This is a genomic window from Methylocaldum szegediense (genome assembly GCF_949769195.1).
GTDB classification, from domain to species: Bacteria; Pseudomonadota; Gammaproteobacteria; order Methylococcales; family Methylococcaceae; genus Methylocaldum; species Methylocaldum szegediense.
Genome location: NZ_OX458333.1, coordinates 4,129,561 through 4,145,102, shown reverse-complemented (window position 1 = coordinate 4,145,102; position 15,542 = coordinate 4,129,561). Strand labels below are relative to the sequence as shown.

At 54.1% G+C, this 15,542-nt stretch carries 13 protein-coding genes; 7 read left to right on the top strand and 6 right to left on the bottom strand.

What is annotated here, in order from left to right:
* The first annotated feature begins 78 nt into the window (after positions 1–78).
* A complete protein-coding gene (locus QEN43_RS17985) occupies positions 79–1,374 on the top strand; it encodes a dicarboxylate/amino acid:cation symporter (protein ID WP_026609671.1) in 1,296 nt (431 codons plus the stop codon).
* Between the two features lie 46 nt (positions 1,375–1,420).
* Here the strand turns inward: QEN43_RS17985 and nhaD are convergent, their stop codons facing one another.
* Positions 1,421–2,731 carry a sodium:proton antiporter NhaD gene (gene nhaD, locus QEN43_RS17980; protein ID WP_317963466.1) on the bottom strand — a complete coding sequence of 437 codons (1,311 nt, stop codon included), beginning with the start codon at positions 2,729–2,731 and terminating at the stop codon, positions 1,421–1,423.
* A 351-nt stretch (positions 2,732–3,082) separates the two neighbouring features.
* Between nhaD and QEN43_RS17975 the strand changes: the two genes are divergently transcribed.
* Together QEN43_RS17975 and QEN43_RS17970 are read left to right on the top strand one after the other, a co-directional pair.
* A complete protein-coding gene (locus QEN43_RS17975; RefSeq protein WP_317963465.1) occupies positions 3,083–4,732 on the top strand; it encodes a nitrite/sulfite reductase in 1,650 nt (549 codons plus the stop codon).
* Positions 4,719–5,201, top strand: coding sequence for a DUF934 domain-containing protein (locus QEN43_RS17970; RefSeq protein ID WP_317963464.1), 483 nt, complete (start codon positions 4,719–4,721; stop codon positions 5,199–5,201). The genes QEN43_RS17975 and QEN43_RS17970 overlap by 14 nt, the downstream gene beginning before the upstream one ends.
* Positions 5,202–5,691: 490 nt before the next feature.
* Here the strand turns inward: QEN43_RS17970 and QEN43_RS17965 are convergent, their stop codons facing one another.
* The 3 genes from QEN43_RS17965 to gpmI form a co-directional block, all read right to left on the bottom strand.
* Positions 5,692–7,029: a S41 family peptidase gene (locus QEN43_RS17965; RefSeq protein ID WP_026609667.1), complete on the bottom strand. Its 1,338-nt coding sequence runs from the start codon at positions 7,027–7,029 to the stop codon at positions 5,692–5,694.
* Between the two features lie 62 nt (positions 7,030–7,091).
* Entirely contained in the window at positions 7,092–8,096 is a 1,005-nt protein-coding gene (locus tag QEN43_RS17960) for a murein hydrolase activator EnvC family protein (RefSeq protein ID WP_162144277.1), read from the bottom strand.
* A 161-nt stretch (positions 8,097–8,257) separates the two neighbouring features.
* Positions 8,258–9,793: a 2,3-bisphosphoglycerate-independent phosphoglycerate mutase gene (gpmI, locus tag QEN43_RS17955; RefSeq protein WP_317964084.1), complete on the bottom strand. Its 1,536-nt coding sequence runs from the start codon at positions 9,791–9,793 to the stop codon at positions 8,258–8,260.
* A gap of 293 nt (positions 9,794–10,086) precedes the next feature.
* Here gpmI and QEN43_RS17950 point away from each other — a divergent pair, with 293 nt between their 5' ends.
* The 4 genes from QEN43_RS17950 to QEN43_RS17935 are packed head-to-tail and all read left to right on the top strand — an operon-like array spanning position 10,087 to position 12,412.
* Entirely contained in the window at positions 10,087–10,398 is a 312-nt protein-coding gene (locus tag QEN43_RS17950; protein WP_026609664.1) for an ArsR/SmtB family transcription factor, read from the top strand.
* Between the two features lie 19 nt (positions 10,399–10,417).
* Positions 10,418–10,867 carry a rhodanese-like domain-containing protein gene (locus QEN43_RS17945; protein WP_036268016.1) on the top strand — a complete coding sequence of 150 codons (450 nt, stop codon included), beginning with the start codon at positions 10,418–10,420 and terminating at the stop codon, positions 10,865–10,867.
* A gap of 56 nt (positions 10,868–10,923) precedes the next feature.
* The gene (gene secB, locus QEN43_RS17940; RefSeq protein WP_026609662.1) at positions 10,924–11,385 is read left to right on the top strand and encodes a protein-export chaperone SecB; all 462 of its coding nucleotides are present in this window, start codon (positions 10,924–10,926) and stop codon (positions 11,383–11,385) included.
* Between the two features lie 22 nt (positions 11,386–11,407).
* A complete protein-coding gene (locus tag QEN43_RS17935; protein WP_317963463.1) occupies positions 11,408–12,412 on the top strand; it encodes an NAD(P)H-dependent glycerol-3-phosphate dehydrogenase in 1,005 nt (334 codons plus the stop codon).
* 11 nt (positions 12,413–12,423) lie between these two features.
* Here the strand turns inward: QEN43_RS17935 and trmL are convergent, their stop codons facing one another.
* Together trmL and QEN43_RS17925 are read right to left on the bottom strand one after the other, a co-directional pair.
* The gene (gene trmL / locus QEN43_RS17930) at positions 12,424–12,897 is read right to left on the bottom strand and encodes a tRNA (uridine(34)/cytosine(34)/5-carboxymethylaminomethyluridine(34)-2'-O)-methyltransferase TrmL (RefSeq protein ID WP_317963462.1); all 474 of its coding nucleotides are present in this window, start codon (positions 12,895–12,897) and stop codon (positions 12,424–12,426) included.
* A 2-nt stretch (positions 12,898–12,899) separates the two neighbouring features.
* The gene (locus QEN43_RS17925; protein WP_317963461.1) at positions 12,900–15,413 is read right to left on the bottom strand and encodes a glycogen/starch/alpha-glucan phosphorylase; all 2,514 of its coding nucleotides are present in this window, start codon (positions 15,411–15,413) and stop codon (positions 12,900–12,902) included.
* Positions 15,414–15,542: the final 129 nt, after the last annotated feature.

The window sequence follows — 15,542 nt, the reverse complement described above, 5'->3', positions numbered from 1 at the left end:
TGGAAAATTCTTGGGACCTGCCCGGAAGGATCTCAGCTAACCGGTTAATCGCTCCCTTTCCTTAAGTAGAACGTAACCATGACTATAAAACGATGGCCCTTGTCCTTACGCGTACTGATAGGTGTCGCATTGGGCGCATTGCTCGGCGTCATTGGAGGTGATGAGCCTTATCTTTGGGGACTTAGAAACGAGCACCTCGGACAAATCGGAATGCTGGCGATCCGACTCCTGAAAGCATTGGCCGTGCCGCTCATTCTTTTTGCAATTCTCGATGCGTTTGTGCGAACTCCGATATCCGCGAGAAGCGGGGGGCGACTGCTCATGATTTGTCTCATCAATGTGTCGATGGCTTGCGCCATCGGATTGCTGCTGATGAATACGATCGAACCAGGGTTGGCCTGGCGGGACCGGCTCGAACACCTTACCGCTCGAGTCTCCGAAAACGCCACACCCACAAGTCCGAGTTCGGTGCCGCCCCCGTCTCTCAACCCACTGCGGAACCTCGGTGCCTACATCCCCCAGAGCCTTATCGAACCGCTCGCCAGCAATAACGTGATCTCAGTCGTCCTGCTCGCCTTGCTATTCGGCGCCGCTCTTCGGTGGTTCAAAGATCGTCAGGGAGAGGAAGATGTCGCAGACATTCGGCCATTGGAAGGTTTTGTCTCGTCGGCCTATCAGATCTTAGCCAAGGTGCTCGCCTGGGTCGTCGAGGTCGTTCCGTTCGCCGTATTCGGTCTCGTGGCGCAAGTCGTCGGAAAAACGGGGCTAGAAATTTTTGCCGACCTGGGCGGGTTTCTCGGTGTAATAGCACTCGGCCTCGGCCTTCATGGTCTGGTTTATTATCCCCTGGCGGCCTGGCTGGTAGCCGGAAAATCGCCACGGGTTTATCTCCAACAAGGGGCGGATGCCATCATGACCGGCTTGTCGGCGAACAGCAGCTTGGCCGCCATGCCGGTTACCTTGCGCTGCCTTAGGAACATCGGCGTCTCGGAGTCGTCCGCACGTATCGCCGTTTGCGCCGGTACGAACCTCAACAACGACGGCATCACCCTATACGAGGCCATGGCTGCACTGTTCCTAGCACAGGCTTTAGGCTACGAACTCGGCGCTGGTCAGCAAGCGATCATTGTACTTTCCGCGGTCATGGCCGGTATCGGCGTCGCCGGGATTCCTGAAGCGGGATTGATTATTTTACCGCTGGTACTGAGCGCGTCCGGCTTGCCGGAAGCTGTTGTCGCCGCTGCGATACCACTCATCGCACCGGTCGATTGGATCCTTGCGCGCATCCGATCCGGCGTGAACGTACTCGCCGACATGCTTGTCGCGATCTTGCTCGATGCTTGGGAAAAACGTGAACCACGTAACAAGGCGTAGCCGCGAGGTACGGCTACGCCTTGTTTTGAGTGAGTTGGATCGGCGTTCAGCCGTTGAGCCAGTAGTGGGTCAAGATGCTCGCCGCATAACCTGCAATAATGGCGGGGGTCCACCGCAAATGACTGAAAAAGGTGTACATCCCACGCGATGTCCCCATAAGAGCCACACCCGCGGCAGAACCGATGGACAGCATGGTTCCGCCCACGCCGGCCGTCAAGGTCACCAGCATCCATTGATAGATATCCATGTCCGGATTCATGTTCAGCACCGCGAACATGACCGGAATATTGTCGACGATAGCCGAAAGTATGCCGATCAGAATATTGGCGGTCGTCGGGCCGAGTCCTTCATACATCGCCTCGGAAGCCAACTCCAGATAACCGATATAGCCCAAACCACCTACCGCGAAAACCACGCCGAAGAAAAACAGCAGAGTGTCCCACTCTGCATCGCGGACATGGGCGAATACGTCGAACTTCCCGTTGTCGGCACTGTGCAGCAGCTTCAAGCGATAGCCATAGAACATCAAATAGGAAAGGCCCACCATCATTCCCAAGAACGGCGGCAGATGAAGGAACTGCTTGAAGCTGACGGCGGTTATGATCGTGAGTGCGAACAAGCCGCAAATGACCAACGCCCCTTCCTTCATCTTGACCTGCTCTTCTTCAGGGAAGGTCGGCGTTTCATCCGGAATGGCGAAGTGCATGAACGCGGCCGGCACGGCGAAATTCACCAGCGACGGAATGAACAGCATGAAAAAGTCGAAGAACTCCGCCTTACCTGCCTGCCAGACCATCAGCGTCGTGATGTCGCCGAACGGGCTGAATGCACCTCCCGCGTTGGCCGCGCTGACCAGGTTAATGAATCCCAAGGCCACGAAACGCGGACTGTTGACGCCAACCGCCATCACCACGGCCCCGACCAAGAGAGCCGAAGTCAAGTTGTCGGCCACCGAGGAAAGGAAGAAGGTAATTATACCAGTGATCCAGAAGAGTTTGCGGTAACCGAATTTGCGACTCACCAGCCATGAACGCAGCGCCTCGAACACGTTTCGCTCGGCCATGGCATTGATGTAGGTCATGGCGACCAGCAGGAACAAAAACAGCTCGGCGTACTCGCGCAAATCGTGCTCGAACGCCTTGTGCACTTTCTCCACCGGGACGCCATTGCTGGCGGCCAAATAAGCCACATGCGCCCAGATGATCCCGGCCGCTACGATGACCGGTTTCGACTTGCGCAAGTGACTGAATTCTTCGGTCATTACGAAACCGTACGCAATGATGAAGACCAAAACGCAATAAAGCCCCCGATGCGTACCGGTCAGCCCCAAAACTTCGAGTTCCTCGGCTGATGCCATGCCGGGTAACAGAGATAGCAAGGAGAGTAAAACGAATGCCCGTAACAAAGGTAAGCCCTCTTCTGTGTTTCGTTAAAACCGTCTATACCACTGCCGTCTAGCAGCGCGCCCCCGAGTCAAAAATACTGAGGATTATATCTGAGGACGGGATGATGCATGAATAAAAAAGTTGTTACGTGCTTCGTCACCGGTCGCAAGCGACACGAACACGGCTGTAGACATACGTATATAACGTCAGGTTATAGATAATTCGGTCTTAATTATTTTTTCTCACTAGCAACCCTATGCTATAGTCTTGTCCTACTGCTACACTCAGGCTTTTTCTCGCCAGGCGGATGGATTTCCTTTTATATGTACCAGTACGACGATTACGACCAGACCCTAGTCGATGAGCGCGTCGCTCAATTCAAGGGTCAAACGGAACGGTTCTTGAGAGGAGAACTCACAGAAGACCAGTTTCGACCTCTTCGCTTGATGAATGGCTTGTATATCCAGCGACATGCGCCGATGTTGCGCATCGCTATTCCGTATGGCCTGCTTTCGTCGCGTCAACTCCGCAAGCTGGCTCATATCGCGCGGACTTACGACAAAGGTTACGGCCATTTCACCACGCGACAGAATATCCAATTCAATTGGCCGAAACTCGAAGACGTGCCGACGATTTTGGGTGAGCTTGCGACGGTACAGATGCATGCCATTCAAACCAGCGGCAATTGCATCCGTAACGTGACTAGCGATCACCTCGCCGGCGTCTCGGAGGACGAACTCGAAGACCCTCGCCCGTATTGCGAAATCATCCGGCAGTGGTCCACGCTACACCCTGAGTTCAGTTACCTTCCACGTAAATTCAAGATCGCGGTTAACGGTGCAGCAAAAGACCGGATAGCGACCCAACTTCACGATATCGGTTTGCAACTAGTCAGGAACGACCGTGGTGAGATCGGTTTCGAGGTGTTGGTTGGTGGCGGCCTTGGACGAACGCCGATGATCGGCGTGACAATCCGCCCGTTTCTCGAAAAAATCCATCTGCTTTCGTATTTGGAAGCGATTCTCCGCATTTACAATCGCTTCGGCCGGCGCGACAACAAGTTCAAGGCCCGGATCAAGATCCTTGTCAAAGAACTCGGAAAAGAGAAATTTACCGAAATGGTTGAAACCGAGTGGGCGGCGATCAAAGATCACCTGCTCCTCGATCTCCAAGAAGTCGAGCGGATCAAAACGTTCTTCCAACCGCCTCTTTATGAGACCTTGTCCGACGATCCCTCGTTGGCGGAAAGAACAGCTCAAGACAGTCGGTTCGGTGCCTGGTTCCGTCACAACACTCATGCTCATAAAGTGCCTGGTTATCGGGCTGTGTTTCTCTCGTTGAAAGTGCCCGGAAAACCGCCAGGAAACCTTACGGATAGCCAAATGGATGCAGTAGCCGATCTGGCGGACCAATACAGTTTCGGCGAAGTACGCGTGACGCACACTCAGAACCTGGTATTGGCCGATGTCAAACAGACGGATTTATACGAACTGTGGAAGCAACTCGAGTTCTTAGAACTGGCAACGCCCAATATCGGAACGGCGAGCGACATCATTTGCTGTCCGGGCCTTGATTTCTGCGCGCTCGCGAACGCAACATCGATCCCAATCGCTAACGGCATTCAGCAGATTTTCGACAATCTGGACTATCTCTACGATCTCGGCGATATTCGGATCAACATCTCGGGTTGCATGAACGGCTGCGCGCACCACACCGTGGGTCACATAGGTATCTTGGGTGTGGATAAGAAAGGGGAAGAGTGGTACCAGATTACGCTGGGCGGCTCGTCCGGTAAGGACGCTGCTCTCGGCGAACGTCTCGGTCCTTCAGTAGCTAAAGACCAAATCTGCCATGCAGTCGAAGCTATTTTTCATACCTACTGCGAGCACCGGCTTGAGGACGAGACGTTTCTCGAAACGGTTCGGCGTATTGGCATACGACCCTTCCAGGAGCGAGTGTATGGAGATCATTAAAGACGGCCAAATCGTCGCAAACGACTGGCGACATTTGAGCGATGACGAAGCAGTGCCGGAGCAGGCTGTCACCGTTTCGCTCTCGCGCTGGAGAAACGAGAAAGACCGCCAGACCACCTTCGGAATCCCATTGGGATTACGCCTTAACAGCGACGACCCACTTGAGGAAATCGTAGACGATCTGAAACATTTCTCGATCGTCGTTCTGGAATTTCGCCAGTTCACCGATGGCCGTAGCTTCTCTCTGGCTCGGCTCTTGCGTGAGCGTTATGGTTTTGATGGCGAAATCCGCGCTCGTGGAGACTTTATTAGGGACCAGATGTTTTTTCTAACTCGGGTGGGCGTAAACGCTTTCGAGCCGAAAGACGCCCAGAATTTGCAGGACATGCTGCCGGCACTAAAGGAGTTCACGGTGAAATATCAAGCCGCCGTGGACGTCAAAGTACCGCTTCGTAGGCGACCCACATAACACGCGAGTCATCGCCGCCTCTATTACATCGGAATCCTAGGAAGGCCCGCAGAAGCACTATTGAGGTTTTGGAGCGTTTCAAGTGCCTCGATGTCCGGCACTACAGCTGAAGGTGCGACTTCTAATGCCTATCACCCCGTTGAATTTAGGATAAACCTTACGGGGTTTGATTTGCGCATTCGCGGTAGTGAACGGATAGATTCCAGGATCCGGCGCTAAACGCGGAACCGTCATTCCTTGCACCCAACGATCGAGGATTGATGCCGCACACAGCATTGCCTATCGCCGCTGTCGCTCGCCTTAAGGAGCGCCGAGCCATTATCCGCCGGGGCAAAAACTATAAGGCTCCTTTCCCGGAGGGGACGGAGCTTACTGCAAAGCTTCCTCAACAAAATGACTATCGATAAGTCGAATTACCCCCAGCTACGCCGGGGGTAATTGAGCAAACGGCTCTCTTAAGGCACAAATCCAGAACAGCCCCGAATAGGGGTTAGTTCTTTTTGGGGCTAGATCTCATGATATTGATGCCCTTTAATAGGTTTAGAGCTTCATTCAATGGATAATCCTGCAAGGCCAGATTCTCTTCGCCATTCTCTCCGCCATCTTTAGATTCCTGTTTTTTGGCGGATTCGTCTTTCTTCTGGGATTTCTCGTTCCCGTTCTCCAGATGGTTCAGCAAATCGGCTTCCTTGATCGGAGCAAACTCGGACTGGGAGGCCAATTCCAGCTTCACCTTCGAAATCGGCACATCAGGAGAAATACCTTCAGCCTGTATCGAACGTCCGGAAGGCGTGTAATACCGAGCCGTGGTCAACTTGACAGCGCCCCCGTTGCTGGTTGGTAAGATCGTTTGAACCGACCCTTTGCCGAACGTCTTTTCGCCCATGATGATGGCCCGTCTGTGATCCTGCAGAGCGCCCGCCACGATTTCCGAGGCCGAAGCAGAACCGGAATTGATCAGCACGACGATAGGCGCACCGTTCAAAATGTCGTTCGGTGTTGCATTGAATCGCATTTTGGCGTCTTCGACTCGGCCGTCGGTATAAACGATGAGTCCGCTCTCCAGAAAAGCATCGCTAACCGCCACCGCCGCGTTGAGAACACCGCCCGGATTATTCCGGAGATCGAGTACGAGGCCCTTCAGCTCGCCTTTCTTCTTGAGTTCGTTGACAGCTTCTATGACGTTGTCGCCGGTCTTCGACTGAAAGCTGGTGATGCGAACATAGCCGTATCCTTCCTCGAGCAGCCGGCTTTTTACGCTCTTGACCTTGATCACATCGCGTACGATCTTGATCTTCAGCGGTTGTTCGACGCCCTCACGAACTACGGTCAGAACGATTTCGCTGCCAGGCTCGCCACGCATCAGCTTAACCGCATCGTTTAGGCTCATGCCTTTTACCGGTTTATCATCTAGCCGGATGATGAGATCGCCGGCTTTTATTCCCGCTTTCTGCGCAGGCGTGTCATCGATCGGCGCAATGACTTTCACGAAGCCGTTTTCCATTCCGACCTCGATGCCTAAACCACCGAATTGCCCCGTAGTGCCGACCTTCAGTTCGTTATACTGCTCCTGATCCAAATAGGCCGAATGTGGATCGAGACCGGCAAGCATGCCTCGGATAGCATCTTCCAGCAATTTCTGGTCCGTTACCGGCTCGACGTAATCCTGACGTATGCGACCGTAAACTTCCGAAAAGGTTTTTAAACCTTCGAAGGGAATTGCATTCATGTCGCTGTCGCGCTCGGCGAGCACACTACCGCCCGTGCTGATCAAAATTCCGAGCAGAACGCCAAAGATAAGAACCAGAAAATTTCTTTGTCGCAACATAGATTTTCCTACAACCAAAAACGCCCTGAATTTAAGGCTTCTCAATCAATCCGTAGAGACCGTCAATCCTTGTGACTGCACCATAGCATCGGATTCAATGGTTTTCCTTTTTCTCGAATACCGAAGTAGAGTCCCGGCTCCTTACGGCCGCCGCTAGTCCCGACCGTGGCGATAATATCACCGCGTTTCACCCAATCTCCGACATTCTTATACAGACTTTGGTTAAACGCATAGAGACTCATATATCCGTCGCCGTGATCAATGATGGTCAACAATCCATAACCCCGTAACCAGTCCGAATAGGCCACCTTCCCTGCCGCGACGGCGTGTACCGGCGTACCCTCCGGTGCTCGGATGACGACGCCATCCCAACGCCCGCCCGCACGCGGACTGCCGAACTGCTCGATCAACGGTCCCTCGGCGGGATACGTCAAACGACCATAAAGAGTCGCAAAAGGTCCGCCCGCAACCGAACGCTTCGGCGCCGAGTCGTCGACCATGGGCCGAATGGCGGCAACCAAATCCCGGAGGCGTTCCTCATCCTCACGGAGTTGCTTCAGTTGCGACTCCTTATCCTCAAGGTTACGCTCTAAGCCAGCCAAAACCTGTTGCCGGGATCGTCGAAATTTATCCAACTCCAGACGATCTTTCGCCAACTGTTCCCGGGTCAGTCTGAGCCTATCCGCCTCCGCCGAGACCTCCTGCTGCATTTGCGAAACGGCCGCCAAGTCCTTTTGCATCTCGTTCATCAGTGCAAATCGCGCTCGACTAAGATAATTGTAATAAGCCAGCATACGACTAACCTTTGTCGGGTCTTCCTGATCCAACACCAGCTTCAGCCAATCTTGGCGACCGGCAGCGTAAGCCGCACGAGCCTGTCCCGTCAAAGTCTTGTGATGCTCTTTCACCGCCTTCTGCAACTGGCTGCGGCGACGCTCCAAATCCTTCAAATGTCGCGACTGAGCCTCCGCTTTGACCTCGAGCTCTTTGAGCCGTTTTGCCAAACGTCCGTAATCTCGCTCGATCGAGCTCAATTGCGCGACCAGTGCGCGTCTTTGCGACTCCAACGCATCACGCGACTTCTGAACCGTCTTAATACGCTCTCGAATCGTAATTAGTTCGTCCCCTCGGTCCTTTGGTTCCGAGACTGCCGATGCCGGAGGAGCATTGATGACCAAAGCCAGACACAAAATGCACGTGATCCCGTAATTGGACAAGCCGGCAAACATCAAAGCAGCAGTGACCGCCCGGTCATCTCCACAGGCTTTTCAATCCCGAGGATCGCTAGCAAGGTCGGCGCCACGTCGGCCAAGTTACCGCCATCGTCCAACCTTCCCTGACGCCCCTTATATACGAGCGGCACTGGATTGACCGAATGCGCCGTCTGAATCTCGCCGGTCGCAGGGTCGATCATTTGTTCCACGTTGCCGTGATCGGCGGTGATCAGCATTTCGCCCCCGACCTTTTCCAGGGTCTCGACCACTCGACCCAACGCCTGATCCAAGGCCTCCACTGCCCGTATCGACGCATCCAAATTGCCGGTATGGCCAACCATGTCGCCATTCGCGTAGTTACAAATGATGACATCGTACTCGCCGGACTCAATGGCCTTGACCAATTCGTCCGTCACTTCCGGAGCGCTCATTTCCGGCTTCAAATCGTAGGTCTTGACCTTGGGTGACGGTACCAGAATGCGGGTTTCTCCCGGGAAGGGTGTTTCCACCCCGCAGTTGAAGAAAAACGTTACATGAGCGTACTTTTCGGTCTCCGCCAATCTCAGTTGCCTGAGACCATGCTTCGCCAAAACTTCACCCAGACTATTGGTCACGTTTTGCGGAGGGAAAGCGACGGGAAACTTAAACTCCCGATGATACTCGGTTAATGTAACGAATCCACCCAGTTTTGGAATGACTTCGCGCCGAAATCCCGAAAAATCGGCATCATTCAGCGCTCGCGTTAATTCTCGAGCACGGTCGGCCCTGAAATTCATGAATACGACGACATCGCCATCATTGACAGTGACTGGCGCTTCGCCGTTCGGAACGATCACCGTGGCCTTGACGAATTCGTCCGTCTCCCCCCGCTCGTATGCCAGCCTCAAGCCATCAATCGCGCTTTCGGCACGGTAATCGGCCTTTCCCTGTACGATAAGGTCGTACGCCTCCTTGACCCGCTCCCAGCGCTGGTCGCGGTCCATCGCGTAGAAACGTCCAATTATGGACGCAATGCGTCCTGTTCCAAGTTCGTCAAACTTGGCGCTCATCTCACGGATCGAATCGCCAGCGCTTTTGGGTGGCGTATCCCGTCCGTCCAAAAAGGCGTGAACATAGACTTTTCGCAAGCCTTTCCGGACCGCGAGTTCAACCATGGCATGGATGTGTGTCTCGTGGCTGTGAACCCCACCGGGCGAAAGCAATCCTAAGACATGAAGCGCCTTGTCGTTTCGAATGGCCTTATCCACCGCCTCGGACAAGACCGGGTTAGCGTAAAACGAACCGTCTCTCGCAGCTTTGCTGATTAACGTAAAATCTTGATAGATGAGTCGGCCTGCCCCTAAATGCAGATGCCCGACTTCGGAATTGCCCATTTGCTCATCGGGTAAGCCAACGGCTTCACCGGAACAATCGAGCAAAGTATGTGGACATGTATTCCAAAGCCTCGTCCAAGTCGGGGTTGCCGCGAGCGCGATGGCATTATGATCCCTGGTTTCGCTATAGCCGAAGCCGTCCAGTATGATGAGAACTACGGGTTTAGGACGATTCAACTTCAAAGTATAATCTCCCTCTCGGTTTTTGCGCGTTTGCCTGGCAATTGCAGCTTGTTGCTCCCCGCAGCAGAAGAATCAGAATGCCCTAACGGCTGAGCTGCCGCTTTCGCGGGAAGGAAAGGATCCAGAAATAATAAATATCGTCTGATAACAATGGATCTGAAAACGGCGCGCCATGCGTTTAGGCAAAGGGAAATACGAGGTGCTATTTTAACGCCTTTTTACCGCCCCGTGTTGATCGAGCAAGTGCGGCTGAAGAGCATACAAATTCTTACAATGCGAAGCCTCCGATGAGCAAATCAGACGAGATATTGATTACGGAAGACGCCGACATCGTACAGGCCGCCTATTGCCTAAAAGCGATGTCGCATCCGTTGCGGCTCAAGATTCTATGTACGTTGGGGAACAACAAAGTCAGCGTTCAGGAGATCGTCGAGCAGGTCGGCACAACCCAAAGCAATATCTCCCAGCACTTAGGCATCCTGCGCGACAAAGGCATACTCGCCTGTAAAAAAGATGCCAACCGCGTGTACTATTACGTGGACGACGAGCGCACATTGCAGCTGATTAAGCTTATGAAAGAAGTATTTTGTCATCATTAGTTGGAGCCGAATTTTCTGTATGAGTGTCACACCTGACCGTCTATTGGAATTCCTCGGCAACCACTGGATCATGGCCAGCGGTTTGCTTATTGTTACGATTTTGTTAATTCAGGATTTCATCGAGAGCGCCTTCCGTAAGCATAAAGTGATCTCGCCCTTGGAGGCCGTGAAGCTGATGAATGACGAAAGCACCGTCATTGTCGACGTACGCGAACCACATGAATATGCCAACGGCCATATCCAAAACGCGAAATTCATCCCCCTGGGTAAGATTGAAGAACGCGCGAACGAATTGGAAGCTTATAAGCAAAATCCAGTCGTCGTAACCTGCCAGTCCGGCACACGCTCTCCCCAGGCTTGCAAAAAATTGATCCGTTTAGGCTTTACCCGGGTATTCGAGATGAAAGGTGGAATGCTGGCCTGGGAAGACCAAAAATACCCCATCGTTAAAAAGCGGAATAGTAAATAATTCTACCCGCTCCTCGTGTTTATTGAGTTTTCCAGTCCAAGAATCAAGGATTATCCATGGCCGAAGAAACCACGCAGCCGGAAAGGCAGTTCGTCCTGCAAAAGATTTACGTGAAAGATGTCTCGTTCGAGACGCCGAATTCGCCGGAGATATTCACACACAAATGGGAGCCCAAGGTCGAATTCAATCTTTCGAGCAATGCGCAGAAGCTTCAGGAAAACCTGTATGAGGTTAGCCTGACCACTACGGTAACCGTCAAGCTTGGCGAAAAAACCGCTTACTTGGTGGAAGTCTGCCAGGCAGGAATTTTTGCCATGGCGGGATTCAACGACCAGGAACTCGGTCCCCTGATCGGCAGTTACTGCCCGAACGTACTCTTTCCGTATGCACGCGAGGCCGTTTCCGATCTCGTGACCAAAGGCGGCTTCCCGCCCATGCTCCTCGCCCCCATCAATTTCGACGCCCTATATATGCAGCAGTTGCAGCAACAGCAAGGCGCCGCTCCCACAAGCCATTAACAGGGCAAGCTTGCCATTCCACATGACTGCAGTATCCGTTTTTGGCGCGGGCTCTTGGGGTACGGCCCTAGCCCTATTGATGGCTCGCAACGGTCATTCCGTAGCACTCTGGGGCCGCCAACCCGAACATATCGCCAAGCTTGCCGCCGCGCGCTGTAATGAGCGTTATTTACCCGGCTTTAACTTTCCCGACAATCTTCGCGTCCTTGCCGATCTGGCCGAAGCCGTCAGGTTCGCCGAGGTTCTCATCGTCGCAGTGCCGAGCCATGCCTTTCGCAGCTTCTTGACGAACCTCACGCCGCATCTTTCCCCAAAGTCCAAGATCGCGTGGGCTACCAAAGGGCTGGAACTACAAAGCGGAAAACTCTTGCATCAGGTCATCGAGGATGTTCTGGGACCCGAAATTCCGGCTGCCGTGTTGTCTGGCCCCAGCTTCGCCCGCGACCTGGCCGCCAATCTCCCGACGGCCGTTACGGTGGCATCGCGGCGAATCGGATTCGCTAAAATGCTTGCGGGGCTGCTTCATAACAACCGCTTCCGGGCTTACACCACGGACGACATTATTGGAGTTCAATTGGGCGGAGCCACCAAGAACGTACTGGCTATCGCCGCCGGCGTCGCCGACGGTTTGGGTTTTGGCGCCAATTCACGCGCCGCGCTGATTACCCGTGGACTTGCCGAAATGATGCGCCTAGGCTTGGCGATGGGCGGCAAGCCGGAAACATTCATGGGACTTGCCGGAGTCGGCGATCTCATTTTGACCTGTACCGACAACCAGTCCCGGAACCGGCGCTTCGGTCTAGGGCTAGGCAAAGGGCTACCGCGGGATCAGATCGTCGCCGAAATCGGCCAGGAAATCGAGGGCATCGTGACGACGAAAGTGATTCACCAACTGGCACAAAACCTTGGAATCGAGATGCCGATTACCGAGCAGACTTACAAGATCCTGTACGAGAACCTCGCACCCCTGGATGCCGTCAACAATCTGCTCTTAAGAGAACAAAAATCGGAAACGCTGGCGTGTTAAGCACTGTCCGGTCAGCCGAACCTAACCGCACCTGAAAACCTGTTCTGCCGCCAGGCTTCGTAAAGTACAAGCGCTACGGTATTGGAAAGATTCAGACTACGGCTTTCTGGCTTCATCGGCACATAAAGCCGGTGCGATTCCGGCAAGGAAGCCAGCAGGGATTCTGGCAAACCCCTGGTCTCCGGGCCGAACAGCAGTGCATCGTTCGGCCGGAAATCCGCATCGGCATAACAACGGCGTCCCTTCGTGCTGAGCGCGAACAACCTCTCTGGCCGGATTCGCTCCAAGAATTCGTCCAGATCGCCGTATTCCTGCACATCCGCCCATTCCCGGTAATCCAGTCCGGCGCGGCGCAGCTTCGCATCATCCAACCGGAAACCGAGAGGATGTATGAGATGCAGGCATGTACCTGTGTTGGCGCAAAGGCGGATGATGTTTCCGGTGTTAGGCGGTATTTCCGGCTCGTAAAGAACGACGTGGAACACGTCTACGATTGAGCCCCAACCGGCGAAGGACTAACCGGCGTCAGCTTCCAAATGTCTCGGTTGTACTCGGAAATTGTGCGGTCGGTGGAAAACTTGCCGCTCGCCGCACAGTTCAGGATGCTCATCCGGGTCCACTGCTCTTGATCGAGATAAGCAGCGGCCGCGCGCCTTTGAGCCTCCACATAACTCGCAAAATCGGCTGCCGTCATCCATGGATCGCTCGGACTTTTTATGGACTGAATAAGGGGATCGAAGATTCCCGGCTCGAATTGATTGAAGTGGCCGCTTTCCAGGAGATGCATCACCCGACGTAGGTCCTCGTTGCCGTTGATGATGGACTCGGGATCGTAGTGGCTGCGCATGGCTTCCACTTCCTCGGCCGTAAGACCGAACAGGAAGAAGTTTTCGGGTCCCACCTCCTGCCGGATCTCGATGTTGGCGCCGTCGAGCGTACCGATAGTGAGCGCCCCGTTCAGCATGAACTTCATGTTGCCGGTACCGGAAGCTTCCTTACCGGCAGTCGAAATCTGCTCCGATAGATCGGTGCCGGGACAAATGTATTCCATCGCCGTAACCCGATAATTAGGCAAAAAGCCCACCTTGAGGAACGCGCTGACCTCGGCATCCCGATTGATAACGCTCGCAACATTGTTGATCAGTTTGATGATCCTTTTCGCCATGAAGTAGCCCGGGGCCGCCTTTCCGCCGAAAAGAACGCATCTCGGCGTCCAATTGGACGTGTCACCGCGTTTAATCCGATCGTAAAGGTGAATGACATGAAGCACATTGAGCAACTGGCGCTTGTATTCATGTATCCGTTTGACCTGAACATCGAATAGCGCTTCCAGGTCGACATCCAAATCGAGCTCCGCCTTTTTGTACTTCAATAGACGCTCTTTGTTGTAGCGCTTGATCTCCCTCCAACGCTGGCGAAACGCAGAATCGTCGGCAAACTCCGCAAGCCGGCTGAGCTGAGATAGATCAGTCAGCCAGCCGTCTCCGATCGCTTCAGTGATTAATGAGGCGAGCTTGGGGTTGCACCCGGCCAGCCAGCGGCGCGGTGTGATGCCGTTGGTCTTGTTATTGAACTTATTCGGCCAAAGCTCATAAAAATCGCGGAACAATCCCTGCATGAGCAGATGGGAATGGAGTTCCGCCACACCGTTGACGGAAAAACTCCCCACGATAGCGAGATAAGCCATGCGAACCTGCTGCTCCCAGCCTTCCTCGATCAGGGACATTCGCGCCAATCGATCCAAATCGCCGGGCCAGCGGCTGGCGACCTCTCCCAAAAACCGGGCATTGATTTCGAAAATGATTTCAAGCAAACGCGGCAACAACTGCCGGAACAGGCGCACCGGCCATTTTTCCAATGCTTCGGGGAGCAGCGTGTGATTGGTATAAGCCATGCAACGCGTGGTAATCGACCAAGCGTCGTCCCAACTCAGCCCGTGCTCGTCTATCAATAGGCGCATCAGTTCGGCGACGGCAATGCTGGGATGGGTATCGTTGAGTTGAAAGCAGTTCTTGTCCGCAAACTCACTGAAATCTTCGCCGTGCACCAGCACCCATTTGCGAACCACGTCCTGCAGGCTGGCCGAAGCCAGGAAGTACTGCTGGCGGAGCCTCAACTCCTTGCCGTTCTCGCTGGCATCGTTCGGATACAACACCATGGTGATGTTCTCCGCCATATTTTTCGAACGGACGGCTTCCGCGTAATCGCCTGCATTGAAGTCTTGCAGATCGAATTCGTCTGTGGCCACCGCTTTCCAGAGACGCAGCGTGTTAACCGTGCCATTTCTGTACCCGGGAACCGGAACATCGTAGGGCACCGCGAGCACATCCTGGGTATCCACCCAGCGCCTCCTCGGGTGTGATCCGTCGCCGTAGTCGTCTGTCCGTCCGCCGAATCGTACGCGAACCGTCAATTCCGGACGCTCCAGTTCCCAAACATGACCGTTACGCAGCCAATGATCCGGCTCCTCGACTTGATGCCCATTCTCAATACTTTGCCGAAACATGCCGTATTCATAACGGATACCGTACCCCATCACGGGCAGCTGTAGCGTCGCGCAACTGTCGATGAAGCAAGCGGCCAAGCGTCCCAGTCCGCCGTTACCCAAGCCGGCATCCTGCTCACACTCGACGATCTCCTCGAGATCCAGTCCCAGATCATGCAGCGTCTCGTTCAGCGGGTCGTCGATGCCTAGATTCAGCATCGCGTTGCTCAACGCCCGCCCCATCAGAAATTCCATAGACAGGTAGTAGGCACGTTTGCAATTCGCTTCCTCGTAGGCATAGTGCGTATTCTTCCACCGCTCCATCAGGCGGTCCCGGACCGTCAAAGCCACGGCCGTGTAGGCATAGTGCGCGGATGCGCAGTATTTGTCGCGCCCGAGCGTGTAGCTGAAATGACGGCGAATGTCCAAGGCCAGGTCTTTGGCCTTTATTCCGAGCGCCGGCAACTCAGCCAGCCACGGTTTCCGCTTGTTGTTCACTAGACTCTTGTTTGGCATAGTCGATCCGGTGTTTAGCAAAATCAGATTGGGCACGGAAAAAGATCGCCGTTTCCGGCGGCCCCAGACGACCAAAGAATGGGCCGCCGGAAAGCCGACGGCCGCCATTATCGCACCAAAAAGCCGATG

Bases quoted from the DNA above. Each gene is read 5' to 3' on its own strand.
- QEN43_RS17985 (WP_026609671.1), top strand. From the start codon at position 79: ATGACTATAAAACGATGGCCCTTGTCCTTACGCGTACTGATAGGTGTC.
- nhaD (WP_317963466.1), bottom strand. From the start codon at position 2,731: ATGGCATCAGCCGAGGAACTCGAAGTTTTGGGGCTGACCGGTACGCAT.
- QEN43_RS17975 (WP_317963465.1), top strand. From the start codon at position 3,083: ATGTACCAGTACGACGATTACGACCAGACCCTAGTCGATGAGCGCGTC.
- QEN43_RS17970 (WP_317963464.1), top strand. From the start codon at position 4,719: ATGGAGATCATTAAAGACGGCCAAATCGTCGCAAACGACTGGCGACAT.
- QEN43_RS17965 (WP_026609667.1), bottom strand. From the start codon at position 7,029: ATGTTGCGACAAAGAAATTTTCTGGTTCTTATCTTTGGCGTTCTGCTC.
- QEN43_RS17950 (WP_026609664.1), top strand. From the start codon at position 10,087: ATGAGCAAATCAGACGAGATATTGATTACGGAAGACGCCGACATCGTA.
- QEN43_RS17945 (WP_036268016.1), top strand. From the start codon at position 10,418: ATGAGTGTCACACCTGACCGTCTATTGGAATTCCTCGGCAACCACTGG.
- secB (WP_026609662.1), top strand. From the start codon at position 10,924: ATGGCCGAAGAAACCACGCAGCCGGAAAGGCAGTTCGTCCTGCAAAAG.
- QEN43_RS17935 (WP_317963463.1), top strand. From the start codon at position 11,408: ATGACTGCAGTATCCGTTTTTGGCGCGGGCTCTTGGGGTACGGCCCTA.
- QEN43_RS17925 (WP_317963461.1), bottom strand. From the start codon at position 15,413: ATGCCAAACAAGAGTCTAGTGAACAACAAGCGGAAACCGTGGCTGGCT.